This is a genomic window from Ruegeria sp. BA12 (assembly GCF_056539625.1).
The window spans coordinates 754,684-781,382 of the sequence record NZ_JBQFVF010000001.1 but is presented as its reverse complement, the minus strand read 5'-3'; the positions used below and the strand labels follow the sequence as shown (position 1 = coordinate 781,382).

Here is a 26,699-nt window from a genome sequence, read left to right as displayed (position 1 = left end):
TGCCTTTTCGCGAATTATGTCATGAATTCTATAACTTAAAAAAGGACACCTGAAGCAGGAATGACAAAACGCGGGTATCACCACGGGAACCTGAAACAGGCTTTGATCGAGGCTGCTCTGTCTCTGATCGAAGAAAAAGGTCCGACCGGCTTTACCCTGTCCGAAGCGGCGAAAACCGCCGGCGTCACCCCCGCTGCGGTTTACCGGCATTTCCACGGGCGCGAAGACCTGATCGCCGAAGCCGCCCTGCAAGGGTTCGAGATGTTCTCGGATCTGATGCAATACGCCTATGACAAGGGCCAGCCCTCAGCGCTCGCCGCGTTCGAGGCGACAGGCCGTGCCTATCTGGCATTTGCCCGCAAACATCCTGGCCACTACATCGCGATGTTCGAAAGCGGGATTTCGATCAATCGAACGCCTGAACTATCCTTGGCCGCAAACCGTGCCAAAGCAGTACTGGAGAAAGCGGCGGCTGATCTGTCGCAACACATTCCACCGGAAAAGCGCCCGCCCGCATCCATGTTCAGCGCCCATATCTGGGCCATGAGCCACGGCGTTGTTGAACTTTACGCCCGCAACACTGGCGCCAGTTCCCCATTTTCACCCGAAGACTTGCTGGAATCCGGCATCGGCATTTATTTGCGGGGTTTGGGGTTGGTGCCGCAGGACGACTGACAATCAGAACCTGCTCAGCGGCTGTGGTGCGCTGAGGCCAGAGGTGACGTTAATCAACTCCATTTCCCCCATGCCTTTGATATCCACGCGCCCGATATCCGCGACCTGGAACTCATCAATCAAGGCAAATTTCATCTCTTCTGGGGCGACGATATGCATTGGGTTTGCAAAGACTTGCAGGCGCGAAGCAATGTTCACAGCCGGACCGAACACGTCATAGACGTATTTCTGTATCCCAACGACAGAGCCCACCGCAGCCCCCATGCCAAGGCCAATCCGGGCCTGCCATTTATGCGGATGGCTTTCATTGCGCCGCTCCAGATACCGTAGGAAGCGAACGGCGCAATGTGCCACGGCCGTGGCATGATCCGGTGTCGCGTCAGGCATACCAGACACCGCCAGATAGGCGTCACCGATGGTCTTGATCCGCTCGCATCCGAATTGTTCGACTATACGGTCGAACGCGGTGAAAATGTCGTTCAACTCGCTTAACGTGACGGTTGGATCGGTCTTGGCGGCGAAATCGGTAAAGCCCACGAAATCCAGCATCACCACCGACACCTGATCATATAGCTGCGGCGTGACGACACCGAAGGTCTTGAACTCTTCGTACACCGCCCGCGGCATAAGGTTCAGCAGCAACCGCTCGACACGCTCTTTCTCACGCTCCAATTCGCGCGTGTTGCGTTCGACCATTGTCGAGTAGCTATCGATCATGCTTTCCAGCTCGCGTATGCGGGTAATGTTCTGGCATTCCACAACCAAAACCTGTTCAGACAAGCCATTCGCCAGCGATACAGCCGTTGCAAAAATCAGCGTTCTGCGTTTCGGCTTGATCTGCAATTCAACGGTGTATCGAAGCCCCGATTGCTTGACGTCCTCCAATTCACGCTGATCCAAAGATGGGAGCAAATCCAGCAGCGTCTGTCCTTCGGTCGGAACCCCAAACCATTCGGCAAACGGCCCATTGTGAAACACAAAACTCAGGTCTGAGGCACGCACAACAGCCACGCCAACTCCGATCGCCCGCAGCAACTGTTCGTTTATCGCTGAAATACTCATGCGGCGTCACGGGTTACAATAATTGCGCGTTTGGATTCAATGGCGTTCAAGGCGATCTTGATGTGACCGTCTTCCATACCGTGCATAGAAAGGGCCTCGGCAAATAGTTCGGCCATCTCATCAAAATCCGCATGAGAGATATTCAGGTGTCGATGAACCGCCTCAATCCTGTCATCGCTAAAGGAAGCAGGACCACCAACCAGAGAAGACACGAACTTGGTCTGGTGATCGATCAGGCGCGGCATGTCGATGTCTTCGAAATGACCACCGATCTGATCGGAGTCCAATGCCATTTCATAGAACGTCATAACGATCCGACTGATCGTTTTGAATCCGCCGTATCTTTCATAGATTGTCTGACTCACACCGCACACCCAAGCTTCAACCACAAAAACACTGAAAGCTTATATCAAACTGACAGTTTTGTTAACGCTTATGCGAGGGTTACCAGATCAATGGTCACGAACGCCCTTTGGGCGGCCTATGTAACTAGTTAGACGTTCAGGTCTTCGGCGCAGGGAATAAAGCCCGCAAACCCACCCTGTGCCAACAACCTGTCCTGCCCGCCTGCGCGCCAATACAGTTTGCGCCGCGCGGCTTGCAGCTCGCGGCGTAAACGGAACCCCAATGGCCCCTTGTCCAACCCGCTGTTGGTTTTCTGATCCTGCGACCGCTCGCTAACCTTGACGGGTTCGGCAGTCTGTTCCTGCTGCTTGGACCACATCATCTGCACCCCCACCGCCGGAAAACACTGACACATGCGCCAGTCGGGACGTGGGAGCGAGATAAAGTCGTCCAGATGGTCCGAATACTCCTCAGACCAGGACAGCAGTTTGCGACAAGCCGCTTGCGTCAGAATGTAGGCAGCAGAACTGGGCGCCATTTCCAACATTGGGCGAACTGGAACGTCTGCAATCGACTCAAGCGGCCCGAACCGCATGGAACGTGGCGAATAATCCAGCTTGATCAGATCAAAACCCGCATCATCCGCCAGCAAAGCCGCGATGACGGCCCCGGCCTGAGCCGACATTTCAACGTCATCCTCAAAAATCGCAACCTTGCTCAGGTTCTGATCCACAGCAACCCGCCAAACGGCGCGGTGGCTTTCAAAGCAGGCGATTTCGCTTTGTGTAAGCCCCCATCGGGTACCGGTGCCGGGAACGTAGCAATTGTCATCCAGTGCGCCGGGTTGCTGACCGTCCACTGCGCTGAACCGCTGTGCGCCACGCAATCCTGTGTCGGCGAACTGACCTTCCATGAACTCGGCTCGCTCGGGCACCCGATCCAGGTTAATAAAATAGGCAGCAACTCCCGATGGCAGTTCGTAATGTCCCACGGCGCATCCTTTCAAACACTGTCGTCAGATACACACCGCTGAGCCGGACAATCAACCCCACCAGGGCATGACCACGCTGACCCTTGCCGTCAACGTGAGGCAGGAAAGGCAGATCGCCCTTCCTGCCGATCCGATCAGGTGCTGATCGTGTTATGTTCGGGGCCATAGGGGAAGCCGGTGATGTTTTCGGCACCAGAATCCTCGACCACAAGGATGTCATGCTCGCGATACCCGCCTGCGCCTTTCTGGCCTTCGGGGATCCACAGCATCGGTTCAATGGATACGACCATACCGGGCTCCAGCACAGTGTCGATGTCTTCGCGCAGCTCAAGCCCAGCCTCGCGACCGTAATAGTGGCTGAGAATGCCGAAGGAATGACCATAGCCGAACGAGCGGTATTGCAGCAAACCTTCGTCAGCGAAGAACCGGTTGATCTCTTCACAGATTCCAGAGCAGGTCGCGCCGGGTTTGATCAGGCTCAGGCCCAACTCATGCGCAGCGACATTCGCCTTCCAGATGCGCAGGCTTTCGGCGTCGGGTTCACCCAGAAACAAGGTGCGTTCCAGCGCAGTGTAATAGCCCGAGATCATCGGGAACGTGTTCAGCGACAGGATATCGCCCTTTTGCAGCGCCCGTTTTGTGACCGGGTTATGCGCCCCATCGGTATTCAGACCGGACTGGAACCAAACCCACGTGTCGCGATATTCTGCATCTGGATAGGCGCGCGCAATCTCAGCCTCCATCGCGTCGCGACCGGCCATGGCGATCTCAATCTCGGTCGCGCCTTCGCGGATCGCGGCGTGGATGGCCGCGCCACCGACATCAGCCGTACGCGCACCACCTTTGATCAGATCAATTTCTTCCGCGGATTTCACCATGCGCGCAGCCATCGTATCCGGTGCGATATCCACCAGTTCCGGCCCGCCCAACATGTCCAACGCCGTATCGCGCATTGCCAGTGTCATGTGATCGCCCTCGATGCCGATCCGTCCCGCAGGCCCAATCAGGCTGGCCACCGCACGCCAATAGTTGTTCCGTTGCCAATCGGTATAGATCACATTCTCTTCGACCGAGCGCCTCCAAGGCTGGCCAGCGTCAATATTCGCCGAAACCGTGGTGCAGCTTTCTTGGGTGACAACGCAGCCATACGGGCGTCCAAACGCGCAATACAAAAAGCCCGAGTAGTAGGCGATGTTGTGCATCGACGTCAGCAGCACCGCCGGGATATCACGTGCCGCCATCGTCGCACGCAGGCTGGCCAGACGTCGGTCATATTCTGCCTTGCTAAACGGGAGCGGCGCCTTGTCACCATTGTGGCTGGTGAAGAACTCGGGGCGATTGTTCAGGTCTTTCATCATCTCTCTCCTCAATGCCGGACAGGCAAAGCCCGGCCACAAGTCCCGGCGTTCAGGACAAGCGGCCTCGGGAACCGAGAGCCATGCACCCCGCGTCGCGTCACGACGCCATCGTGACCGAGGTGCATGGTGAAATCGCTAAATCAGCTTTCGAGTCGCGTCAAGCCGGGCTGAGACCTCGCAAGCGTTCAGACCGGCGCCGCAGCAGTTCGACCGTGGTCAGCAGCGCAATCGAGATCACAACAAGAATGGTCGCAACCGCCAGAATGGTCGGGCTGATCTGCTCGCGCAGGCCAGTGAACATCTGCCAGGGCAACGTTTTCTGACTGGCCGAACCGACGAACAGAACCACAACAACCTCATCAAACGACGTGATAAAGGCGAACAAGCCACCCGAGATTACGCCCGGCAAGATCAGCGGCATCTGGATTTTGAAGAAGGTCCGTACTGGCCCTGCCCCCATATTCGCCGCGGCCCGAGTCAGGGATCGGTCAAACCCGACCAACGTCGCCGTCACCGTAATGATAACGAACGGAATACCCAGAACCGCATGAGCCAGAACAACTTTGATGTATCCGACAAAGTTCTTGTCCATGCCCAATGTTCCCTCCATGAAACGACCGATGTCGCTGTAGAAAAAGAACATACCCGTGGCCGAAATGATCAGCGGCACAATCATGGGCGAGATCAGGATACCCATGATCGCCCGACGACCGGGCACGTGCGACTGGCTGAGACCAATGGCAGCAAGCGTCCCCAGTGAAACCGAAATGATGGTCGCGATTGGCGCGATAATCAGCGAGTTTTTGAAGCTGCGCTGCCATTCATTGTTGGTGAAGAAATCACGGTAATGCTTCAGCGAGTAGCCTTCGGGGTCCAAACGCAGCATCTCAGGCGTGAAGGTAAAGAAGTCCTGCGCGTTGAACGATAGCGGCAAAACCACAAGGATGGGCGTGATCAGGAACACGAAGATCGCGCCGCAGATAACCCGAAACAGGTAATGTCCAAACACCTGCTGGCCCGTCAAATAGGGCAGCAGCCTTTGCCGATAGCGCCCCTCGTACAGCCAGAAGATGAAGAAGGCAAAGAACCAACCGGCCAACAAGCCGACGATCAACCCCGTAAATCCGGCGAACAGAAAACCGATCACCCCCATCCCAAGAATGGTGATCCAGCGTGCGACACGTTCATTGTCCAGAACCGTGATATAGACCCAGGCCAGCGCCGCCATCAGCGCGGCACCTATCAGGATGCCCAGCAGGGCACTGCCCTGCCCGGCCCCGACGAACATGCCGAGGAAACCTCCGGCGGCGGCGACTGTGGGCAGAACCATCGACAACGGCTTGCGGGATATTGGTGTAAGTGCTGCCATGATATTTTATCCCAATTTCACGTTATCGATGCCCACGATCTTGTCGTAGCACCAGTACAGAAGCATGACGACCGCCAGCAGGATCGTCCCCAACGCCGCAGCCAGTCCCCAGTTCAGCGAGGACGAGATGTGATACGCAATCCGGTTCGAGATGAAGACACCCTTGGTGCCACCCACGATCTCGGGCGTGATGTAGTAGCCAATGGCCAGAATGAACACGAGGATCGAACCGGCCCCAATTCCCGGAATTGATTGTGGGAAGTAAATCCGCCAGAAAGTAGTCCAGTTGGTGGCCCCCATCGACTTGGCCGCACGGGTATAAGACGGCGGGATCGTCTGCATCACCGAATACATCGGCAGGATCATGAACGGCAGCAGGATATGCGTCATCGCGACGATCGTGCCGATCTGGTTGTTGATGATCACAAGTCGCGCATCATCTGCGACCAACCCAAGCCAAACCAGAGTTTCGTTAATGACACCTTGTTGTTGCAGCATCACTTTCCAAGCCGAAGTTCGCACCAGAAGCGATGTCCAGAAGGGCAACAGCACCAGGATCATTAGCATGTTCGAAACACGCATCGGCAAATTCGCCAACAGGTAGGAAACCGGATAGGCCAGCAGGATACAGGACCCAGTAATGATCAGGGACATGAACAGCGTACGGCCAAACAGCTTTACAAGTATCTGCTTGTCTTCCGGCTGCGCAGCAACGCCGTCGGGCGTCAGCCTTAAATCGACGGCGGCAAGAAAATAACCGGGGGTCACGTTTCGGGAATGGGTCTTGATCACACGCCAGTTTTCGACGTCCCCCCATCCTTTGTCCGCGTCAATAAGCTTTTCTTTGAACGGCGCATCCGCTTCAGGGTCCCATTTCCGGATTTTTCGACCGGATTTACGGAACAGGGACGAGATGCCCGGTTCTTCATAGTTCAACCGTGATCCCAACCGGGTGTGTTTCTTTTCAGCAACCGCAACGATCATATCATTGACAAAGGCGTCATAGACGGCCTCGTCCGGCAGTTCGCCGCTTTTTTCATCCCAATTTTCCAACGCCACGACCGTCAGAGGCAGCGTTTTTTCCACGATACCGTTTTCCACCGAACGGAACAGCATCGACGCAATCGGAATTATGAACGAGAACAGAACGAACAGAAGAAGGGGCGCAATCAATAACAGAGCGCGCAGCTTTTGCCGTCTTAATGAACGTGCCAGAGATTGCTTGAGCGGCGTTCCGTCCGCGGCCAGCATCGGTCCTGCGTTTTGGCTTGCGTCAGTCATCAGTGCCCCTTGGTTTTATGGGTCAAGGGGCAGCGTGCCGCCCCCTGACTGTTTTTTTGAACTTGAAAGGTTACTGCGACAGCCAGGCCTGGAAACGTGCGTCCAGATCATCGCGGTAGTCAGCCCACCATTCGTAGTTGTTCACAAAGGTGTTCTTCGCGTTACGCGGATCGGTCGGCATGTGCGGTGCCATGTCGATACCCAGATCGGCATGCTTATCGACCAGAGGCGCCGAGGACTTACGTGCCGGACCATACGAGATGTATTTTGCCTGATCCGCCAGACGCTGTGTATCGGACGAGAACCGGATGTAATCCAAGGCCCGTGCCTCACGCTCAGGACTCAGACCAGCCGGGATCGCCCAGCCGTCCAGATCAAACATCTGCCAGTCCCAAGCCATGCCAACAGGCTGATTCTGCTCGACAATCATCGAGAACAGACGGCCATTATAGGTGGACCCCATAAAGATCTCGCCATCAGCCAAAAGCTGAACCGGCTCGGCGGCGGCCGACCACCAGATCGTCTGATCCTTGATCGTGTCCAGCTTGGCCAACGCACGTTCAACACCCTCTTCAGTTTCAAGCGTGTCGTATACGTCTTCGTACGCTACGCCATCACAAAGCAGGGCCCATTCCATATTGGCGATCGGGCGTTTGTTAAGTGCGCGTTTGCCTGGATACTTCTCAAGGTCGAATACGTCACATGCTCCGGTCGGAGCATCTACACCTTCAGGCACCATATCGGTGCGATAGCCGAAGGTTGTCGAGTAAACGATCGTCGGGATGTAGCAAGGCGAGACAAGCTGATCACCAAAGTCCTCAGACGCAGGTGTCCCATCGGGCGCAGGGGCCAGATGCACGTCTGGGTCGATTTCAATGATCAGACCTTCGTCGCAGGCACGAATATTGTCAGCGGCTTCAAGATCGACAACGTCCCACGTGACGTTGCCCGCTTCGTTCATAGCGCGCAGCTTGGCAACACCTTCGGGCGAGCTGTCATCATTCAGAATGGTGACACCAGTCTTTTCCGAATAGGGCTCGTGATACGCTTTCAACTGCGATTTGGAATACGCGCCGCCCCACGAGACGATTGTCATCTCTTCGGCCATAGCGCCACCAGCAATTGCGGCAACCGCACTCGCCAATAGTGTGGTTTTGGTAACTTTCATTGTTAACTCCCTGTTATTCCCGTTAATTTTAGCTTTCCAGATCAGGTCACGGGGTGCCTGATCATCTGATATCCCGCGCGTCCGGGCAGAGCGCGCGGGTATTTCCCTGCTCAGGCGTCAAGCGCCCTGCAATCATGGGCCAGCCAGCCGATTTCAACCTCTTGGCCCGGCTGCAGTTTTACCGCATCCGGCGCGTTTCGGGTTTTGATGATGAAATCGTCGTTCCCCGCAACAGACAGGCGGAAACGGAACACGTCACCCATATAGATGAATTCTTTGACCGTTGCCTTCAACGTATGCGCATCGGCGTGCAGACGATCTTTGTTGAACTCGACCCGTTCGGGGCGGATGGAAACCTTGGTCCGATCTCCCGGGTTGTGGACGTTTACCGGTTTGGCGTCAATCTCAGACCCATCGTCCAAAGCCACCACGCATGAATCGCCGTCGATGGATTTAACAACGCCTTCCAACGTATTGTTTTCGCCAATAAACTGCGCAACGAAGCTATTTTCGGGTTCTTCGTACAGAAGATCGGGTGGGGCCAATTGCTGAATGCGCCCATCGTCGAACACTGCGACACGGTCCGACATCGTCAACGCTTCGGTCTGGTCGTGTGTCACATAGACCGTGGTGATCCCAAGCTCATGCGCCAGTCGGGTGATTTCAAACTGCATATGTTCACGCAGCTGTTTGTCCAGCGCTCCCAGCGGTTCGTCCATCAGCACCAGTTCGGGTTCGAAGACCAGCGCCCGCGCCAAGGCGATACGCTGTTGCTGACCACCCGAAAGCTGCGCCGGACGGCGGCTGCCAAAGGCCCCCATCTGAACCATATCCAGCGCGCGCTTGACCTTTTCCTCGCGCTGATCCTTGCCCATTTTCCGCACTTCCAAAGGAAAGGACAGGTTTTCGGCCACGGTCATGTGCGGAAACAGGGCATAGTTCTGGAACACCATCCCGATTCCACGTTTATGCGGGGGAATATTGTTGATCGGTTTCCCGTCCAACATGATCTCGCCATGTGTGGCGGTTTCAAACCCTGCCAACATCATCAGGCAAGTTGTCTTGCCAGACCCTGACGGGCCCAACATTGTCAGAAACTCACCTTTTGGTAACGAGAGGTTTAAATCTTTTACAACGAGTATTTCACCATCATAAGACTTCTGGACACGTTGAAACTCGACGAACGCAGCGTCATTGGACATATACCGACTTGGCTCCCTGTGCGGTCTGTTGGTTGCCCGGTTTATCCGGATCTCAAAGACCATTGGGGACATTTAAGGACATGCAGGGCGCGCCGCGCAACCAAAAATATATTTGAAGCTCTACAATTTTGGATACGGTCACCCCTTCAATGATGCGAATTCAGTTCCCGCATGTGCCACGCAAGGCTTTGATTGCTGGACAAAACCGGCTTTCCTAGCCGCTCCTGAATCTCACGGATCGCATCAAAAGTTCTTAGATTTGTGCAGCTTAGAAAAATAGCTTCAACCGAAGAATCAGCACCAAGCTTGAGCGCTGCATCAACCACAGAGCGCCGCGAAATGCGCACAACTTTCGATTCTTCAGCCTCTCCGAACGAGCCGAAAACATCCATTGAAACCCCGTTTTCGGCGAATGCCCGACGTAATGGTTCGTTCACATCTTGTATATATGGCGACAGCAGCGCGAATTTTGAGACTCCCAAATGCGCCGCGCAGGCCGATGCGGCACGCAAAGGGTTGGTGACCACAGCAGTATTGCAGGTCTCTTGCACCATACGCTCGACCTGTTCGGATCCGATGACGGAACTGGCGGATGTGCATCCATATCCAACCACCTTGTAGGGGCGAATTTTCGGCAGCAAATCCGCCGCTGCGGGCAAAGCCTTTTCCATTTGCGCCAAGGTATCAGTCGTAACCTCTGTCCCACTTGGAATACGCGAGACATAGATCGGATAGGTTCGATCGGCGAAATAGGCATTGAACTCTGGCTCAATGGTCTCATCCGTTTGCAAAACGATCAGGCCCATTGGTGAGGCAGCTGGATCATCCGCATCCAACGTATAGGGAAGATAGCTCATATCTGGGGCAACTCCGGGCCGACTCTTGGGCTGATAAAGCGCGGTGCGCCTTGCGTGATGACGATATTTTCTTCGTGGACCAGTATTTTATCGCCCACGGCGATGCCTGGCTCTAATGTCAGGACCATCCCGGGTTCCAATACCGTGTGATCCGATGGGATCAGAGAAGGCCATTCCGTCAACGACATGCCAAGGCCATGTCCCAACCTCCCTGCACCGGTGTCTTCGCTGTTTCGGGACAAGATCGCGTTCATTGCGTGGAACAGATCAGCTGCAGTTGCGCCTGGGCGTGCCGCTTCAAACCCCGCATCTGATGCTTCGATCAACGTGGCATAAGCGTCGCGCACCTGCGCCGACGCCTGCCCGACCGACCAATTTCGGTCGTAATCGCAAAAATACCCGTCCCACACCAAACCCGTGTCCAGCATTAAAACATCCCCCGGCACCAATGCGGTTGGACGGGCTGGAGAAATCACATCGGCATACCCGCCCTGCTCGGCCCCGCCAGCCAGATACGGCACCCAATCCGCGCCTTCCTCAAGGCACAGCATCTGAAAACGGCGGAACACCTCGTCCAAAGCAACATCTTCAGCGGCGATCTCGGGCACGCGTTGAAAGGCCCTGCCCCCGATTGCGCAGGCGGTTTCGATCTTGGCGATCTCTGCCTCGGATTTCACCATCCGCAACGCACGGAGAATACCTCCGTCGCTGCCCAGACGACGGGAACCCAACCTTTCCTGCAACCTGTTAAGATCGGCCATAGGCATGCGAACATGGGTTTCGTGACCGTCCGGCAGACCGATTACCGCATCTGCAGGGCAGATTTCGCACAAAGCGTCGGCCAGCAGGCTAACACCATCGTCGGTCAAGTCCGGTGCACTCCAGGTGCGAATGTCTTCGATCCAGGTTGTCGCCATCAATGCCGACCCGATCGAGGGGATGACAGCGATCGGTTTGCCAGTTGCGGGCACGATCAGGTACCACGGGCGTGTCGGGCTTTCCCAAAATCGGGTCAGGTATCCTGTAAAATAGCGAACCTCGGGTTCTGTGGTCAGCAACAGCGCCGACAGCCCCACTTGCGCCATCCGATGTTGCGCACGCTCGGTCCGCGACTGGAATTCGGACGCTTCAAAGCCCCTCATTCGGCAATCTCTGAAATAATGCACAGAACACGAGCATTTGGCTCGATGCCCAGACCCGCCCGCGCATCTGCATTCATCACGGCGGCAACCCCCGCCCCGCCCGAAGCCGTTGTAGCGATGCCAGCATCGGCCATTGCGGGAAGATGTTCAGTCACCTGCTCATCGGTTAGGGTCAGGAAACTGTCGGCATCCCTGGCCAATCCGTTCAAGGCAATCAGAGACGGTTCCTTGCAATCGAGACGCCCCATGACGCTGTCCGGACCATCGGCGAACACGCAGGCGCCAGCCTCAATACTGGCTTGCAAGGCCGGAGCTGCATCGGGTTCGACAACGATGATCTGAGGTTCTTGCCCCCAAGCCGTCCTCATATAGGCTGCGGCCGCTCCGGCCAAACCACCAACACCGGCCTGCAACATGATATGGGTCGGCACTTGCGGGCATTGGCGCACAGCTTCGGCGGCCATCTGCAGGTACCCCTCCATCAGAGTATGCGGCAGTTCGTAATACCCCTCCCACGAACTGTCCGACAGCAATATCCATCCGTTATCCCGCGCTGCTTTACTTGCAGCCTCCATGCTGGCGGCATAGTCCACGCCCTCGCGCACAACATCAGCACCCTGAGCGCGCAGGCGTTCGGCAAAACTTTCGGGTACGGTGTCTGCGATATAGACGACAGAATTAGCCCCGAAACGGCTCGCACCGGACGCGACGCTTAGGCCGTGATTGCCTGCGCTGGCGGTGACATAGGTCCGACCCGCCAGTGTCGAGGCGTCCGGGTTTTCCGCGATATCCGCCGCATGGCGCGCGATGACATAGGCCGCACCCAAGGCTTTGAACGACCCCAGATCCATCCGACCACGTTCATCCTTTGCCCACAGGTGTGCGACATCGGCCAACCCCTTCACTTCGGTCAGAGGCGTTTCTTTGTCCGACAGGCAGCGTGCGATCAATTCTGACGCGCGCGCGACATTGGTCGAAGGGTACGGCGCGGCCTCGATCAGTTTCTGGCCGCCGCGATGAGGGTTGGATGTGATTTTCAATTGAGCGTCTTTCCTGAGTTGCCCATTGACGTGATCGGATTCGTCAAGTTCTGTCAACAAAACTCGGTCACCACAGGAGCGTCCCATGGCCCATGCCAATCCGGCATTCAGCCCATCTGAGTATGATCGTCGGCTGGCAAAGACGCGTGCTGCCATGGCAGCAGCTGGTCTGGATGCGCTGTTCATTGAAGACCCGTCTAATATGACATGGCTGACGGGATATGAGGGTTGGTCATTCTACGTGCATCAGGGCGTATTGGTTCTGCATGACCGTGATCCGATTTGGTGGGGCCGCAATCAGGACGCCAACGGTGCCCGGCGCACGGTCTGGATGAAAGACGATCGGATTCGCGGGTACGCGGATCACTATGTGCAATCGACCGCCCGCCACCCGATGCAGGACCTTGCGGCTTTGATCCAGGACTGTGGACTGGCAGCGGGTCGGATCGGTGTCGAATTGGACAACTACTATTATTCGGCCAAGGCGCATCTGACCTTGATGGCCGAACTGCCGCAGGCCGAACTGGTCGACGCGAATGGGTTGGTGAACTGGCAACGCGCGGTGAAATCAGACGAGGAAATCACCCTGATGCGCAAGGCCGCGCGCATCTCGGAACATGTCACCGACGGCGTGATTGACCGGATTGAACCCGGATTGCGCAAGAACGAACTGGTCGCGCAGATTTATCACGATGCAATCTCGGGTGTGGGCGAAGACTGGGGGGATTACGCTGCCATCGTGCCCTTGCTGCCTTCGGGCAAGGATGCTGCCGCACCGCATCTGACATGGGATGGTGCGCCCTTCAAATCCGGCGAGTGCACGTTCTTTGAACTCTCTGGCTGTTACCGCCGCTACCACACGCCTTTCTGCCGGTCAGTTTTTCTGGGTCAACCGCCCGATTTTCTGTTGCGAGCCGAGGCGGCGCTGGTCGAGGGGCTTGAGGCTGGGCTGGACGCCGCCCGCGCGGGCAATCAGGCACGTGACATCGCGTTGGCCCTGGCCGCCCCGCTGGAGCGCGCCGGGATCGAACGCGGTGCGCGATGCGGCTATCCGGTTGGCCTCAGCTATCCGCCGGATTGGGGCGAGCGCACAATCTCTTTGCGCCCCGAGGATGAGACCGTTCTGGAACCCGGCATGACCTTCCACTTCATGCCCGGTCTTTGGATGGACGACTGGGGGCTTGAGATCACAGAGTCGATCCTGATCACCGAAACCGGAGCCGCGGAATGCTTTTGCAACCGGCCCCGAAAACTGTTCGTAAAGCCATGACCCTGCTAAGAACCACGGAAATCCTTGCCGATCTGATCGCCTTTGAAACGGTATCCGCTGACAGCAACCTTGAGATCATCCGCTATCTGACCGACCGCCTTGAGGCTTTGGGCGCGCGCTGTATCGAAACGCGGGATGCAACGGGCAAAAAGGCCAATGTCTTTGCCACGCTCGGGCCGGAAATGGCGGGTGGCATTTTGCTGTCAGGCCATACGGATGTGGTTCCGGTGGCCGATCAGGACTGGACAACGAACCCGTTTGAGATGACCGAAAGGGACGGCAAACTCTACGGTCGCGGCACCTGTGACATGAAAGGGTTTATCGCCGCCGCATTGGCCTTTGCCGAGACCTTGGACGTAAGCAAACTGACCCAACCGCTGCATTTCGCCTTTACCTATGACGAAGAAACCGGCTGTCTGGGCGCGCAGAACCTTGTCAGTGACCTATCCGAACGCGGCATCGTACCGGACATCGCCATCATCGGCGAACCAACCGAGATGCGCGTGATCGAAGGGCACAAGGGCTGCTTCGAATACACCACCAGTTTCGTTGGGCTTGAAGGGCATAGTTCGGCCCCTGATGACGGCGTCAATGCGGCTGAATACGCGGCGCGCTATATCGGCAAACTACTGGAGCTGCGTCATATCTTGAAATCGCGCGCGCCAAAGGGCAGCCCGTTTGAACCGCCCTGGACCACGGTCAATGTCGGGCGCATCTCGGGCGGTGTTGCCCATAATGTCATCGCCAGCAAAGCCGAGGTCGCGTGGGAAATGCGCCCCGTTCAATCCAGCGACGCCGAACTGGTCAGAAGCACCCTATCAGATTACGTCAAGCACAGCTTGTTGCCCGAAATGCAGGCCGTCCACCCCGACGCGAGCATCACGCAAGAAGCCGTGGCCGAGGTCGAAGGGCTTGAACCCATGGACGAAAACGCCGCGCGCGAATTGGTGGCCGAACTGACCGGCGCCAATGGCACTGGCGTCGTCGCCTTCGCCACCGAGGCCGGCCTGTTCCAACAACTGGGCGTACATGCCATTGTCTGCGGGCCGGGCTCGATCACCCAAGCGCACAAAGCGGACGAGTATGTCGAGATCGAGCAGCTTGAACTGTGCTGCCGAATGCTGAACCGCCTGGGCCGCCGCCTGATCGCTTAACCAGCTCCGTGTGTGCGGTTATAGGCCGAGCGCGCGGGTTGCACATGCGCGGCGCGCGCATCCTCGCCCGGATCATAGACCTCCATCACCAGCGGATAGCAGGCGGCAGCGTCCGAGGAATGCTCCGACGAACAATCCCCTCCGGGACAGGCCGAAAGACCGACGATCAAATCGATCTCGGCGTAGAACTCAAGATAGTCGCCGGGGCGCACCGGGCTTGCCTTCATGAAATACTGCCCGGTGTCTCGGGTGAACCCGGTACACATGAACACGTTCAGGACGTCATGCACCAGCATCTCGGCCTCGTGCAGCGGCAGGTTGCAATGGCTGGCCAGCGCACGGGTCAGGTTGGAATGGCAGCAATAATGGTAATCGTCGCCGGACAACAACCGCCCCGTATAGGGATCGCAGCGCGTGCCGATTACGTCATGGACCGATCCGCCGAACGCGTCGAACCCGTACCAATCCAGCGTATCATCGACGACAGTCGCCATAGGGCGCATGTTGGGAAAGCTCGACCACATGCGATCCCCGGTCGACAGATGGGTGCCGTGCAAAGCGCGGGTTTTGCCGGAATAGAACCGCTCGGACAGGTCGTGCTTGTTCCACATGTTCAGGTCGCCGACCTGCGGCCCATCGACCGACAACACCCGAACAAACGCGCCTGCCGGTACGTCGATACAGGCCGCATCACGTGGCGCTGCGATGGCCTCGGCGGTCTTGCTGGCGCCCTGCCGCAGTTTGGCCAACCCGGTCAGGTCCGGTTGCGTCAACGTCTCGGGCGGGTAGCAAATGACCGGTTGGATGGCCTTGCGGTCATCTGCATCCGTTGGTGCCGCGAAGTTCGGGTTTACCAGTTTCATCAACGCTCTCCCCGTGCTTTTGCACAGGCTTAGCGCATAATGAACGGGTTCGCCATCGGCTCTTGCGCGGTGTTGATCCAGGTTGTTTTGGTTCTGGTGTAATCCAATATTGCCTCAACCCCGGCCTCGCGCCCATAGCCTGATTGGTTGAACCCGCCAAAGGGCGCAATCGGTGAGATCGCACGATACGTATTCACCCAGCAAATCCCTGCTCTGATCCGTTTCGACACCCGATGCGCCCGCGCGAGATTCTGCGTGAACACGCCTGACCCCAGCCCATAAGGTGTGCTGTTCGCAAGCGCGATCGCTTCATCCTCGGTATCAAACGGCAACAGAGACATCACTGGCCCGAACATTTCGACCTTTAGCGTTTCTGTATCAGCCGAGGCGCACTGAACCAGTGTTGGCTTCATATAGTTCCCCGGTCGATCCGCGATCTCGCCCCCAAAGCGGACCGTCGCGCCCTGCCCGCGCGCTTTGGCCAGCGTTTCCTCGATCCGTCGCACCTGTGTTGCAGTGCAGAGCGGCCCCACATGCGTTTCCGCCTGCAGTGGGTCGCCCAGCCGGATGCCGCTGGCCTTTTGCTCAATCCGTTCGATCAGCGGTTCCAGAATGGATCGATGCACCAAACCTCGTGTTCCTGCTACGCAACTCTGCCCCGAGGCGCCAAAGTTCCCGGCGATCAGACCATTGGCCGCGCCATCCAGATCGGCATCTTCAAACACCAGAATAGGGGATTTGCCCCCCAGTTCCAACGAGGTGACAGCAAAGTTCTCGGCCGAGTTGCGCACCACATGCCGCGCAGTCTCTGGCCCACCCGTAAAGGCAATACGGTCAATATCCGGGTGGCGGGTCAGCGGAATGGCGCAGTTTTCAGCGTCACCTGTGATGACCGAGACGACGCCGGGTGGAAACCCGGCCTGTTCAATCAACCGCGCAAACTCCAGCATTGGCGCAGGCGCGATTTCTGAAGCCTTCAAAACGACCGAGCACCCCGCCGCCAGTGCCGGACCCAATTTGGTCGCCGTCAGGAACATCTGCGCGTTCCATGGCACGATCGCAGCAACAACTCCGATAGGTTCGCGGGTCGTAAAAACGTGCATGTCGGGCTTGTCAATAGGCAGAACCGTTCCTTCGACCTTATCCGCTAGACCCGCGAAATAGCGGTAGTAGTCCGCTACATAACCCGTTTGTGCCGAAGTTTCCGCCAGCAGCTTGCCGCTATCGGTCGTCTCCAGTTCACCCAACTTAGTCGCATGTTCGGCCACCAGATCGGCCAGCCGGTACAACAGCTTGCCTCGCGCAGTCTGCGTCATATCCCGCCACGCCGGATCGTTCAAAACGCGTTTGGCAGCCGCAACTGCGCGATCGACATCCGCGGCCGAGGCACAAGCGAACGTGGCCCATCCCTGCCCCGTCGCTGGGTTTTCTGATGTCATGACCTGTGCGTTTGACCCTTCGGACCATTTGCCATCAATGAACAGTTGAAAATGCGGAAGATTTCCCATGGTGGTCCTCACTGAAAAGCTGGCATAACGTCGTCGATGAACCGCGCTAGAGAGGCGCGTTTACGTTCGTTAGTCATGCCGCTGTCGACCCAGAACGAAAATTCATCATATCCCAGATCCTCGTACCGTTTGATCCGGTCAATCACCTGGTGCGTGGTTCCTACGGTCAGATCGCGGCCTAGCTTTTCGGTGGTATACATCGGGTTGGCGTCCATTTCGGCCTGCGTGATCGGTTCGATCAAGCCCTGCTGGATTGGTCGTTTATTCAGGAACCACGCACCGAAATAGTTGTAGTAGCGCCGCAGATCCTCGATCCCCTGCGCCACGTCATCGTCATCCTTGCCGACATAAGTGTGATGCAGCAACATAATCTTGGGGCGCGGTCCGGCATAGCTATCGCAGGCATCGTTGAACCGACCCATCAGCGTTTCAATTTCCTCCATGCCCTGCCACAGCGGCGTGACCTGAATGTTAAATCCGTTATGGACGCCGAACTCGTGGCTGTTCGGGTCTCGAGCGGCGATCCATATAGGCGGGCCACCATCCTGCAACGGTTTCGGGGCCGATGTCGTGGCCGGGAAGGTATAGAACTCGCCTTCATGCGCGCAGTCCCCTCGCCAAATTTGCGGCAATAGTGGCGTAGACTCTCGCATCCTTTGGCCGGCTTCCCAAGCGTCCATCTCGGGCATCAGACGCTCGTATTCAAAGGAATAGGCCCCGCGTGCAATGCCCAATTCGATCCGGCCCTTGGTGATCTGATCTGCCGCTGCGGCCTCACCGGCCAGCTTGATCGGATGCCAAAATGGCGCGACCACCGTACCCGTGCCAAGTCGCACATTCTTCGTATGATGCGCCAGATCGACCAGAGACAGGAACGGATTCGGCGCAATGGTGAATTCCATGCCATGATGCTCGCCCGTCCAAACCGCGCGCATGCCGCCCTCATCGGCCATTTTCACCAGACTAACGAACTCGTCATACAGAACGTCATGCGGCTGATCCGGCGTCAGGCGTTCCATATGGGCAAACAGCGAAAACTCCATCAATCGGCTCCTTTAGCGAAAACTGTGAATGTCGCCGCGTTCGGCGTCGCCCAGATACAAGGCGAAATCCCCGGTCTGAACCTCGCGTGCAAAGCGGGTCATCATGTGGTGAATGCCTTGGGTGGCGAAGGTCAGGTTGGGCAGGTTCGCAACCGGTACCCACTGGGCATTCGCAGATGAGCAGGGCTGATCTGCTGACGCCAGGAAAAACGTATATTGCAGCTTGGTCTCGGCGTCATTGAACGACGAATAGACCTGTTCGATCCGCGCATGGATACCGCGTTCCGACAACCCCTGCGCCAGCCTGTTCCGTTGACCACCAGTCTCAGCACCCGAGACTTGAACCGGGCGAAACGCAGCGCCATGGCGTTCCAAAAGCACTTGGTCGCCAGCAGTAATAATCGCACCGCAAACCGTTGGGACTTTGGCGTCCATTTCGGCCTCAAGACCCAGGCTGAAATACGATCCGCCCACATAGCCTAATCCGTCGCCTGCAACGTGTGAGAATTCAAGCACACGGCCCATCAGGATGGTATGATCGCCTGCCGGAATGGCCTGATGGGTTTCGCAACAGAATTGCGCCACCGCTCCGTCGATCAGCGGCAAGTCATGCTCGCCGTTATGATGGGGAACTTTCGCGAACCGGTCGCCTTTATACCCTGCAAAAGTGTTCGAAACCTCTTGCTGACCTTCAGCCAGAATGTTGACGGCGAAATGACGGCAATCGGTGAACACTTCATAGCTGGACAGGAACTTGCCTGGGCACACCAGCAGCAGCGGCGGGTCTAGAGACACCGAGGAAAACGAGTTTGCCGTGAACCCAACCGGCACGCCATTTTCATCGCGGGTGGTCACCACTGTCACGCCGGTCATGAAGCTGCCAAAGGCATCGCGCAGGGCGCGTGGGTCCAAAGTAGTCATGTCAGGCACTCCTGAACAAAGGGCAAGAGCGTGGCGTTGATCTGCGCCGCATGGGTCATCGGCATCATGTGTGCTGCACCGGGGATGATCTCTGCCCGCCCCTTTGGTGCAAGGCTGGCCATCTGTAGCGACATAACGGGGGTCGAGTTCGGCTCATCCGCGCCGGTCACAAACATGGCCGGACATGTAACCGCTGCCAGCTGCGCTTCGGTCGGGCCGTCGCTTTCGGCAAAGACCGTATAGGCCGCCTTATAGGCGCGTGGATCGACCTCTTGCAGCCATCGCGCGCAGGCGTCGCGTTCCGCTGACGCACTCTCTGCAAACCACCGGCGCAGAGTGACCGAGGCGTCGTTCGGCTGCTGCGCATCAAGCGCATGAGCCCGCGACAAGACCGCTTGTCGGGCCGCGTCTGACCTTTTGTAGATGGCGTTCAGGGCCGCAACCCCTTTGACATTTCGATTGTTCGAGGCCGCTATTTGCGTCGCAATCAGCGCACCCATCGAATGCCCGATCAGCACCGCAGGCTCGTTCAACAACGCGGCAATCGGCGCGGCGTAGCTATTTAGTCCACTTGGCGCGGTAAATGCCGTTTCCCCGTGACCCAGCATGTCCGGGCAAACCACGCGATACCCAGCAGAAACCAAAGGCTCGATCTGCCCGCCCCACGCTTCGGCCCGCAGACCAACACCGTGCAACAGCACGACCAGAGGACCCTCGCCCACGTCAATCGCGGCCAGATCATCGAACTTAGACCGAGGCCGGGTTGTCCACGTCATGACCCAAATCCTTCAAGTCCTGATAACGATCTCCAATCCGATGGTGCGGACGCCCCGTCGTCGCGCCGCCTAGCACAATCACAACCTCATCAGCGCGCGGTGCGTCGGAAATGGCGAATTGCAGCGTCAGATAATGCGACCGGCGACCGGCATCGTTCTTGTCCATCAGCGGCACCATGATCGGTGCGTTGGCTGGCCCTCGGGTATTGGTGAAAGACAGGTAGGATTTCGCCCCAACCGCCTGCCGGAAATGATTACCGAAATGCAGCGTGTGGATCAGGCCCGAGGCATGCTCGACCTCTCCGTCCAGCCCGACAACAGCGGCCTTACCATAGGCTTCGATTGCATCGCCGCTGCCAGCCAACGCAGTCATTCGTCCGGTCAGTTCCTCACCTAAAACAGGGGCAAAGCTCAGAATCTCAGGCCTCAGATCCTCGACATAGCGTCCGGCCCATGGGTTGGTGACCACAGCCGCCACCGCGAACATCCGCCATGGGCGGTCTGCCTTGCGAAACCCTTCAACCAGAACCTCTTCGTCGTAGGTCACGATTTTTCGAATATTTGGCTGCACAAACGCCCCCTGTGATTGATTGGCAAACTATCCTCGGCCAAGGGCTGCTTTGACAAACGAAAGAACTTTGGTCTTAGGTATTAGTGACTCTAATATGTAGGTTACAAATGCCCAAAACCCTGCCCCCGCTCACGTGGTTCAGATCGTTCGAAGCCGCCGCCCGACGGCTCAGTTCCACCGCAGCCGCTGACGAGATCGGCCTGACGCAATCCGCTGTCAGCCAACAGATCAGATCGCTGGAAACACGGTTGGGTGTGGTATTGTTTCACCGCCACGCGCGCGGCCTGTCGTTGACCGACGAGGGCCGCAAGCTGCTGCCACAGGTCGAAGCCGCGCTGGAGATGCTGCATTCGGCGGCGTCACCGTATCTGGCCGAAGAACGCGCGCGTCACCTTACCGTTGCGGCGTCGGTCAGCGTGCTGGAATGGGTGATATCCCCCGCGTTGCCTCAATTCCGGTCACGAAACCCGGACACATCCGTACGCTTTGTCAGCACGATCTGGCCGGATGAATACTCGGCCTCTCGCGCGGATATCGAAATTCGATTCGGGTCTGCGAAACAGGTGGGTCGGGACGCAACCGAACTGTTGCCCAATGACCTGATCGCCGTTAAATCACCCCAGTTGGACGGCGACCTACCGGACCTGCCGTTGATCGAGGCGGTCGGCACATCCGGCAATTGGTCGTCCTGGTCCGAGGCAACTGGGTACAAAATCCCAAGCCCCACCTTCTACGTGGATTCTTACGGTCTCGCTCTAAAACTCGCCACCACTGGAAACGGGGTGGCTTTGGTCAATGCTTTGGTCGCGGAACACGCATTGCGCACCGGTCGGGTCATACGTGCCACCGAAGCCTCGGCCCCCGCAACCGAAGGGTATTTTCTGGCGGCCCAACGCCGCTCGCCCGAGGTAGACGCATTTCTGGAATGGTTTTCCGGCGCACTGCCTGAGGTAAGTCGCATTTAACGTCTGATTCAAACAAGTGGATGTCGCATCTGAGGATATCCACAGGCCGTATTTTAGTGAATTCTGGCGAAAAAGGTCCGATTCATGCGATATTCTGGCTTCCGAGTCATCAAAGAGGCGCTCACCGGCCACAAAGGGTGGAAACCGGTCTGGCGTGAGCCCGAACCCAAGGCGCATTACGACATCATCGTCATCGGCGGTGGTGGTCATGGGCTGGCAACAGCGCACTACCTGTCCAAGGTCTATGGTCAGCGCAATGTGGCGGTGGTCGAAAAAGGTTGGATCGGCGGCGGCAATGTGGGGCGGAACACGACGATTGTGCGCTCGAACTATATGCTGGACGGGAATGAACCGTTCTACGAGTTCTCAATGAAGCTGTGGGAAGGGCTTGAACAAGACCTGAACTACAACGCCATGATGAGCCAGCGTGGGATCATCAATCTGTTCCACACCGACGGTCAGCGAGACGCCTATACAAGGCGCGGCAACGCGATGATCCTAAATGGCGCGGATGCCGAGTTGCTAGATGCGGATCAGGTCCGCAAAGAGCATCCCTATCTAAATTTTGACGATGCCCGCTTTCCGATCAAGGGCGGCTTAGTTCAGCGCCGCGCGGGTACTGCCCGTCATGACGCGGTGGCATGGGGGTTTGCGCGATCGGCTGACCTGCACGGCGTCGACATCATCCAGAATTGCGAGGTCACAGGCCTACGGATTGAGAATGGCAAATGCCTGGGCGTTGAAACGACTAAGGGCTTCATCGGCGCGAACAAAGTGGGCTGTGCGGTTGCGGGCAGTTCCGGCCGCGTGATGGGAATGGCCGGAATGCGATTGCCCATCGAGAGCCACGTTTTGCAGGCGTTTGTGTCCGAGGGTCTGAAACCAGTTCTGCCCAGTGTCATCACCTTTGGCGCGGGCCATTTCTATGTCAGCCAATCCGATAAGGGAGGGCTGGTCTTTGGCGGTGATATCGACGGCTATAACACCTATGCCCAACGCGGCAACTTGCCCGTGGTCGAGGATGTTTGCGAAGGCGGCGTGGCCTTGATGCCAATGATCGGCCGCGCCCGTCTGTTGCGGATGTGGGGCGGTGTGATGGACATGTCGATGGATGGCTCGCCCATCATCGACCGTACGCCGGTCGAGGGGCTCTATTTCAACGGCGGTTGGTGTTACGGCGGGTTCAAGGCAACCCCAGCCTCGGGTCATTGCTTTGCGCATCTGTTGGCGAAGGACGAGCCGCACCCGGTAGCCACCGCCTACCGCCTCGACCGGTTCCAGACGGGCCGGATGATCGACGAAAAAGGCGTGGGCAACCAGCCCAATCTGCACTGAGGGGACTGTACAATGATTATCAACCATCCCCTTTTGGGTCCGCGCGATGCCTCGGAGTTCACATATCTGGGTGATGCCTCACTGATCGATCGCCCGGACTGGCAGTCTGAAAACGCAGCTGAGGCGTTCTATGAATACGGCTATGTCCGCGACAACCCGGCCGGTGAGCATCAGGAACTGTGGTATCACGAGGCCGGAGACCGATCCTGGCTGGTCGTAACGCGCAACACGCTGACGCATGAGATTTCAAAGGTGGAACTGGCCCGTGACGTGGCCCGCACACGGGGGCGATCCAAATGACGCAGACAAACCGGCTGAATGGCGGCCAGATCGACCGCAACACCTCTTTGTCCTTCAAATTTGACGGGCGCAGCTATACGGCGCATCCCGGCGATACTCTGGCCTCGGCCTTGCTGGCCAATGACGTGCGGCTGATCGGGCGGTCGTTCAAATACCACCGCCCTCGCGGGCTGCTGACCGCCGGGTCCGAAGAACCCAACGGCATGGTCGAACTGCGCACCGGTGCCCGCAAGGAACCCAACACCCGCGCCACAACAATTGAAATGTTCGACGGGCTTGAGGCGAAGTCGCAGAACCGCTGGCCCAGCCTGAAATTCGACGCGCTGGCCGTGAACGATATGTTCTCGAACTTCCTGTCGGCAGGGTTTTACTACAAGACCTTCATGTGGCCTGCCGCGTTCTGGGAAAAGCTCTACGAACCGATGATCCGCCGCGCCGCCGGTTTGGGATCGCTGTCGCAAGAGGCTGACCCGGATGAATATGACAAAGGGTTCCGTCACTGCGATCTGCTGATCATCGGCGCTGGACCCTCTGGCCTGATGGCTGCCCTGACCGCAGGACGTGCCGGGGCAGACGTTATTCTGGCGGATGAGGATTTCACCCTTGGTGGACGTCTAAACAGCGAGACCTATGCGCTGGGTGACCACAGCGCCCCGGACTGGGCGGCTCAAGCGGTTGCAGAGCTATCGTCTTTGCCCAACGTCAGGCTTATGCCGCGCACCACAGTCATCGGCGCGTTTGACCATGGCGTCTATGGTGCAGTGGAACGGACTGGGGATCATTTAGCCACCCTACCAGTGGGCAAACCCCGTCAGATTCTATGGCGTATTTACACTCAAAAAGCACTGCTTTGTGCCGGAGCCACGGAGCGCCCCATCGCGTTCGAAAACAACGACCGGCCCGGCATCATGATGGCCAGCGCGTTGCGAACCTATGCCAACCGGTTCGCTGCCACCGCGTCGCAACGTGTGGCGATCTTTACCAACAATGATGACGGCCATCGCACCGCAGCCGATCTGCATGCCAAAGGCGTCACAATCACTGCCGTCGTGGATGTGCGCGAGGACGCACCTACCTGCTATGATTATGAGGTCCTGAAAGGCGCACAAGTCATTGATACCAAAGGCCGCCACGGGCTGACCTTTGTCGAGGTCGCCTTGGCTGACGGCTCAACCCGTACTCTGGAAAGCGGGGCGCTGGGCGTGTCCGGCAGCTGGAACCCGAACGTGCATATGACATGTCACCAGCGCGGACGCCCGGTCTGGGATGAAGCTTTGGCCGCCTTTGTACCCGGAGAAAACCTGCCCGTCGGCCTGTCGGTTGCTGGTGCCGCAAACGGGGTGATGTCGACACATGGCGCCCTGCAATCCGGAGCGGAAGGCGCGGCCAACGCGCTGGAAATGACAGGTGTCCTGCCCGACTTGCCCGAAGCTGAGGATGCTCCTGTCTCGCAAACGCCATTCTGGCACGTGCAAGGATGCAAGCGCGCCTGGGTGGATCAGCAGAACGACGTAACCGTTAAGGACGTCAAGCTCAGCTATCAGGAAGGGTTCCGATCAGTCGAGCACCTGAAACGCTATACCACGCTGGGCATGGCAACGGATCAGGGCAAGACCTCGAACATCACCGGCCTTGCGATCATGGCCGAGGTGGCCGGCAAGTCGATCCCCGAGGTCGGAACCACCATATTCCGCCCGCCTTACACGCCCGTGCCGATTGGCACTTTCGCGGGCCGGATGAAGGGGCAGGAATTTCACCCGACCCGCCTGACTCCCTCGCACTATTGGGCCAAAGAACGCGGCGCCGTGTTTGTCGAGGTTGGCAACTGGCTGCGTGCGCAGTGGTTCCCCCTGCCCGGTGAAACCCATTGGCGGCAGTCCGTGGATCGTGAGGTACGCCAAACCCGCGCCTCGGTCGGGGTGTGCGATTGTACGACACTGGGCAAGATCGACGTTCAGGGCACAGATGCGGCCGAGTTTCTGAACCGCATCTACGCCAATGGCTTCGCAAAGCTGGCCGTAGGAAAAACCCGGTACGGACTGATGTTGCGCGAAGACGGAATGGTCATGGATGACGGCACCGCCGCGCGGATGGCCGAGGATCACTTCGTCGTCACCACAACCACGGCTAACGCCGTAAGTGTCTACCGCCACATGGAATTTGCCCGCCAGTGCCTGTATCCGGACATGGATGTGCAGTTGATTTCAACCACCGAAGCCTGGGCACAGTACGCCGTGGCCGGCCCCAATTCGCGCAAACTGCTGCAAAAGATCGTGGACCCAGAGTTTGATCTCTCGAACGACGCCTTCCCGTTCATGGCCTGTGGCAACGTCACCGTCTGCGGTGGGCTACGGGCGCGGTTGTTCCGAATCTCGTTCTCAGGCGAGCTGGCCTACGAAATCGCGGCGCCCTCACGTTATGGCGACGCGCTGATGCGGCGGCTGATGGCCGAGGGTGAGGAATTTGACGTGGTGCCATACGGCACCGAAGCGCTGGGCGTGATGCGGGTCGAAAAAGGCCATGCCGCAGGAAGTGAACTCAACGGCACCACCACGGCACTGAACCTTGGCTTGGGCAAAATGGTGTCAAAGAAGAAAGACAGCATCGGTTCGGTCCTGTCCGAACGCGAAGCTCTGGTCGAGCCGGATGTCCTGCGACTTGTCGGGATCAAACCTCTGCAACCCGAAGATAAGGTCACAGCAGGCGGGCATCTGATGAACAGCGAAGGCCCGGTCGATGCGGCGCATGATCAGGGGTATGTCACTTCGGCTGTCTACTCGCCGATCCTCAACAGCAATATCGGTCTGGGCCTCGTGAAAAACGGGGCCGAGCGGTTGGGCGAGAAAATGCGTCTGGTCTCCCCCCTGACTGATCTGACCGTCGAGGTGGAACTTGTCTCGGCCCATTTCGTCGACCCTGAAGGAGAGCGTCTACGTGCATGATCTTGTTGCTACAACCGCCCTGGGCGGGACTGACCCACACGTGGACACCGTCGGAGGTGTCACATGTACCGAAGTGCCCGGCGTGGCGCTGGCTTCGGTCGCGGCCCGGATGGGGCAGGAAGACAATACTGCCACTTCTCTGGCCAAGTTGATCGATGCCCCCATCCCCGATATTGGTCGCTGGGCCGGTACAACGATCAGCGCGTTCTGGGCCGGCCCCGATCAATGGATGATTGAGGCCCCCTTTGACACCCACGAAGCGCTTGCCGAACAGGTCAAAACCGCCACGGGAGATGCCGCCTCGGTCACCGAGCAAACGGACGGCTGGACGCGGTTCGACCTGAACGGAGATCATATTCCTGCGGTTCTGGAACTCCTGTGCCAGCTTGATCTGCGCAAGCTTGACCCAGGCAGCGCGGCGCGCTGTTCGATCCATCATATCGGTTGTTTTGTTCTGTGCCGAACACCCGAGAGCTTCAGTTTCTACGGTCCACGATCCTCGGCCGGTTCACTGCATCATGCCCTATTGACGGCGATGCGCTCGGCACTTTGATCCATCGG

The 26,699-nt window shown here is 57.8% G+C and carries 25 protein-coding genes; 8 read left to right on the top strand and 17 right to left on the bottom strand.

Annotation, left to right across the window (positions count from 1 at the left end; all coding sequences use genetic code 11):
- Window positions 1-60: 60 nt before the first annotated feature.
- On the top strand, window positions 61-675 hold the full coding sequence (locus ACR0B0_RS03820) for a TetR/AcrR family transcriptional regulator (RefSeq protein WP_480646493.1): 615 nt from the start codon (window positions 61-63) through the stop codon (window positions 673-675).
- Between the two features lie 3 nt (window positions 676-678).
- On the opposite strand, the gene ACR0B0_RS03815 is transcribed toward ACR0B0_RS03820, so the two are convergent.
- From ACR0B0_RS03815 to ACR0B0_RS03765, 11 genes are all read right to left on the bottom strand, one after another.
- Complete coding sequence (locus tag ACR0B0_RS03815) at window positions 679-1,737, bottom strand: adenylate/guanylate cyclase domain-containing protein (RefSeq protein ID WP_170348517.1); 1,059 nt, start codon at window positions 1,735-1,737, stop codon at window positions 679-681.
- Window positions 1,734-2,102 carry a group I truncated hemoglobin gene (locus ACR0B0_RS03810; RefSeq protein ID WP_170348516.1) on the bottom strand — a complete coding sequence of 123 codons (369 nt, stop codon included), beginning with the start codon at window positions 2,100-2,102 and terminating at the stop codon, window positions 1,734-1,736. The genes ACR0B0_RS03815 and ACR0B0_RS03810 overlap by 4 nt, the downstream gene beginning before the upstream one ends.
- Window positions 2,103-2,230: 128 nt before the next feature.
- A complete protein-coding gene (locus tag ACR0B0_RS03805) occupies window positions 2,231-3,073 on the bottom strand; it encodes a glycosyltransferase family 25 protein (protein ID WP_480646491.1) in 843 nt (280 codons plus the stop codon).
- A gap of 134 nt (window positions 3,074-3,207) precedes the next feature.
- The gene (locus tag ACR0B0_RS03800; protein ID WP_480646489.1) at window positions 3,208-4,428 is read right to left on the bottom strand and encodes an aminopeptidase P family protein; all 1,221 of its coding nucleotides are present in this window, start codon (window positions 4,426-4,428) and stop codon (window positions 3,208-3,210) included.
- Between the two features lie 160 nt (window positions 4,429-4,588).
- Complete coding sequence (locus ACR0B0_RS03795) at window positions 4,589-5,800, bottom strand: ABC transporter permease (protein ID WP_170358184.1); 1,212 nt, start codon at window positions 5,798-5,800, stop codon at window positions 4,589-4,591.
- Window positions 5,801-5,806: 6 nt separating this feature from the next.
- Entirely contained in the window at window positions 5,807-7,081 is a 1,275-nt protein-coding gene (locus tag ACR0B0_RS03790; protein WP_170375062.1) for an ABC transporter permease, read from the bottom strand.
- Between the two features lie 70 nt (window positions 7,082-7,151).
- Complete coding sequence (locus ACR0B0_RS03785; protein ID WP_170393819.1) at window positions 7,152-8,249, bottom strand: ABC transporter substrate-binding protein; 1,098 nt, start codon at window positions 8,247-8,249, stop codon at window positions 7,152-7,154.
- 110 nt (window positions 8,250-8,359) lie between these two features.
- On the bottom strand, window positions 8,360-9,451 hold the full coding sequence (locus tag ACR0B0_RS03780) for an ABC transporter ATP-binding protein (RefSeq protein ID WP_170348510.1): 1,092 nt from the start codon (window positions 9,449-9,451) through the stop codon (window positions 8,360-8,362).
- A 146-nt stretch (window positions 9,452-9,597) separates the two neighbouring features.
- Window positions 9,598-10,308 carry a maleate cis-trans isomerase family protein gene (locus ACR0B0_RS03775; RefSeq protein ID WP_170513693.1) on the bottom strand — a complete coding sequence of 237 codons (711 nt, stop codon included), beginning with the start codon at window positions 10,306-10,308 and terminating at the stop codon, window positions 9,598-9,600.
- A complete protein-coding gene (locus ACR0B0_RS03770; RefSeq protein WP_480646487.1) occupies window positions 10,305-11,450 on the bottom strand; it encodes a M24 family metallopeptidase in 1,146 nt (381 codons plus the stop codon). Before ACR0B0_RS03770 ends, ACR0B0_RS03775 begins: the two co-directional genes overlap by 4 nt.
- Window positions 11,447-12,490 carry a pyridoxal-phosphate dependent enzyme gene (locus tag ACR0B0_RS03765; RefSeq protein ID WP_170349389.1) on the bottom strand — a complete coding sequence of 348 codons (1,044 nt, stop codon included), beginning with the start codon at window positions 12,488-12,490 and terminating at the stop codon, window positions 11,447-11,449. Before ACR0B0_RS03765 ends, ACR0B0_RS03770 begins: the two co-directional genes overlap by 4 nt.
- An 85-nt stretch (window positions 12,491-12,575) precedes the next feature.
- Between ACR0B0_RS03765 and ACR0B0_RS03760 the strand changes: the two genes are divergently transcribed.
- Both ACR0B0_RS03760 and argE read left to right on the top strand, forming a co-directional pair.
- Window positions 12,576-13,760, top strand: coding sequence for a M24 family metallopeptidase (locus ACR0B0_RS03760; RefSeq protein WP_170348507.1), 1,185 nt, complete (start codon window positions 12,576-12,578; stop codon window positions 13,758-13,760).
- Window positions 13,718-14,914 carry an acetylornithine deacetylase gene (argE, locus tag ACR0B0_RS03755; protein WP_480646485.1) on the top strand — a complete coding sequence of 399 codons (1,197 nt, stop codon included), beginning with the start codon at window positions 13,718-13,720 and terminating at the stop codon, window positions 14,912-14,914. The genes ACR0B0_RS03760 and argE overlap by 43 nt, the downstream gene beginning before the upstream one ends.
- On the opposite strand, the gene ACR0B0_RS03750 is transcribed toward argE, so the two are convergent.
- The 6 genes from ACR0B0_RS03750 to ACR0B0_RS03725 are packed head-to-tail and all read right to left on the bottom strand — an operon-like array spanning window position 14,911 to window position 20,596.
- Window positions 14,911-15,777: an urea carboxylase-associated family protein gene (locus ACR0B0_RS03750; protein ID WP_480646483.1), complete on the bottom strand. Its 867-nt coding sequence runs from the start codon at window positions 15,775-15,777 to the stop codon at window positions 14,911-14,913. The genes argE and ACR0B0_RS03750 overlap by 4 nt on opposite strands.
- 29 nt (window positions 15,778-15,806) lie before the next feature.
- Complete coding sequence (locus ACR0B0_RS03745; RefSeq protein WP_480646481.1) at window positions 15,807-17,285, bottom strand: aldehyde dehydrogenase; 1,479 nt, start codon at window positions 17,283-17,285, stop codon at window positions 15,807-15,809.
- A gap of 8 nt (window positions 17,286-17,293) precedes the next feature.
- Window positions 17,294-18,328 (bottom strand): LLM class flavin-dependent oxidoreductase, encoded by a 1,035-nt coding sequence (locus ACR0B0_RS03740; RefSeq protein ID WP_480646479.1) that lies wholly within the window; start codon window positions 18,326-18,328, stop codon window positions 17,294-17,296.
- A 12-nt stretch (window positions 18,329-18,340) separates the two neighbouring features.
- Window positions 18,341-19,249, bottom strand: coding sequence for a flavin reductase family protein (locus tag ACR0B0_RS03735; protein ID WP_480646477.1), 909 nt, complete (start codon window positions 19,247-19,249; stop codon window positions 18,341-18,343).
- Window positions 19,246-20,025: an alpha/beta fold hydrolase gene (locus ACR0B0_RS03730; protein WP_480646475.1), complete on the bottom strand. Its 780-nt coding sequence runs from the start codon at window positions 20,023-20,025 to the stop codon at window positions 19,246-19,248. Before ACR0B0_RS03730 ends, ACR0B0_RS03735 begins: the two co-directional genes overlap by 4 nt.
- The gene (locus tag ACR0B0_RS03725) at window positions 19,997-20,596 is read right to left on the bottom strand and encodes an amino acid synthesis family protein (RefSeq protein ID WP_480646473.1); all 600 of its coding nucleotides are present in this window, start codon (window positions 20,594-20,596) and stop codon (window positions 19,997-19,999) included. Before ACR0B0_RS03725 ends, ACR0B0_RS03730 begins: the two co-directional genes overlap by 29 nt.
- Before the next feature lie 107 nt (window positions 20,597-20,703).
- Between ACR0B0_RS03725 and ACR0B0_RS03720 the strand changes: the two genes are divergently transcribed.
- From ACR0B0_RS03720 to ACR0B0_RS03700, 5 genes are all read left to right on the top strand, one after another.
- Window positions 20,704-21,561, top strand: a complete 858-nt coding sequence (locus tag ACR0B0_RS03720; RefSeq protein ID WP_480646471.1) for a LysR family transcriptional regulator — start codon at window positions 20,704-20,706, stop codon at window positions 21,559-21,561.
- Window positions 21,562-21,645: 84 nt separating this feature from the next.
- A complete protein-coding gene (locus tag ACR0B0_RS03715; RefSeq protein WP_170348499.1) occupies window positions 21,646-22,896 on the top strand; it encodes a sarcosine oxidase subunit beta family protein in 1,251 nt (416 codons plus the stop codon).
- Window positions 22,897-22,908: 12 nt separating this feature from the next.
- Window positions 22,909-23,196 carry a sarcosine oxidase subunit delta gene (locus ACR0B0_RS03710; protein WP_170409594.1) on the top strand — a complete coding sequence of 96 codons (288 nt, stop codon included), beginning with the start codon at window positions 22,909-22,911 and terminating at the stop codon, window positions 23,194-23,196.
- A complete protein-coding gene (locus ACR0B0_RS03705) occupies window positions 23,193-26,138 on the top strand; it encodes a sarcosine oxidase subunit alpha family protein (protein ID WP_480646469.1) in 2,946 nt (981 codons plus the stop codon). Before ACR0B0_RS03710 ends, ACR0B0_RS03705 begins: the two co-directional genes overlap by 4 nt.
- Window positions 26,131-26,691 carry a sarcosine oxidase subunit gamma gene (locus ACR0B0_RS03700; RefSeq protein WP_480646467.1) on the top strand — a complete coding sequence of 187 codons (561 nt, stop codon included), beginning with the start codon at window positions 26,131-26,133 and terminating at the stop codon, window positions 26,689-26,691. The genes ACR0B0_RS03705 and ACR0B0_RS03700 overlap by 8 nt, the downstream gene beginning before the upstream one ends.
- Window positions 26,692-26,699 lie beyond the last annotated feature (8 nt).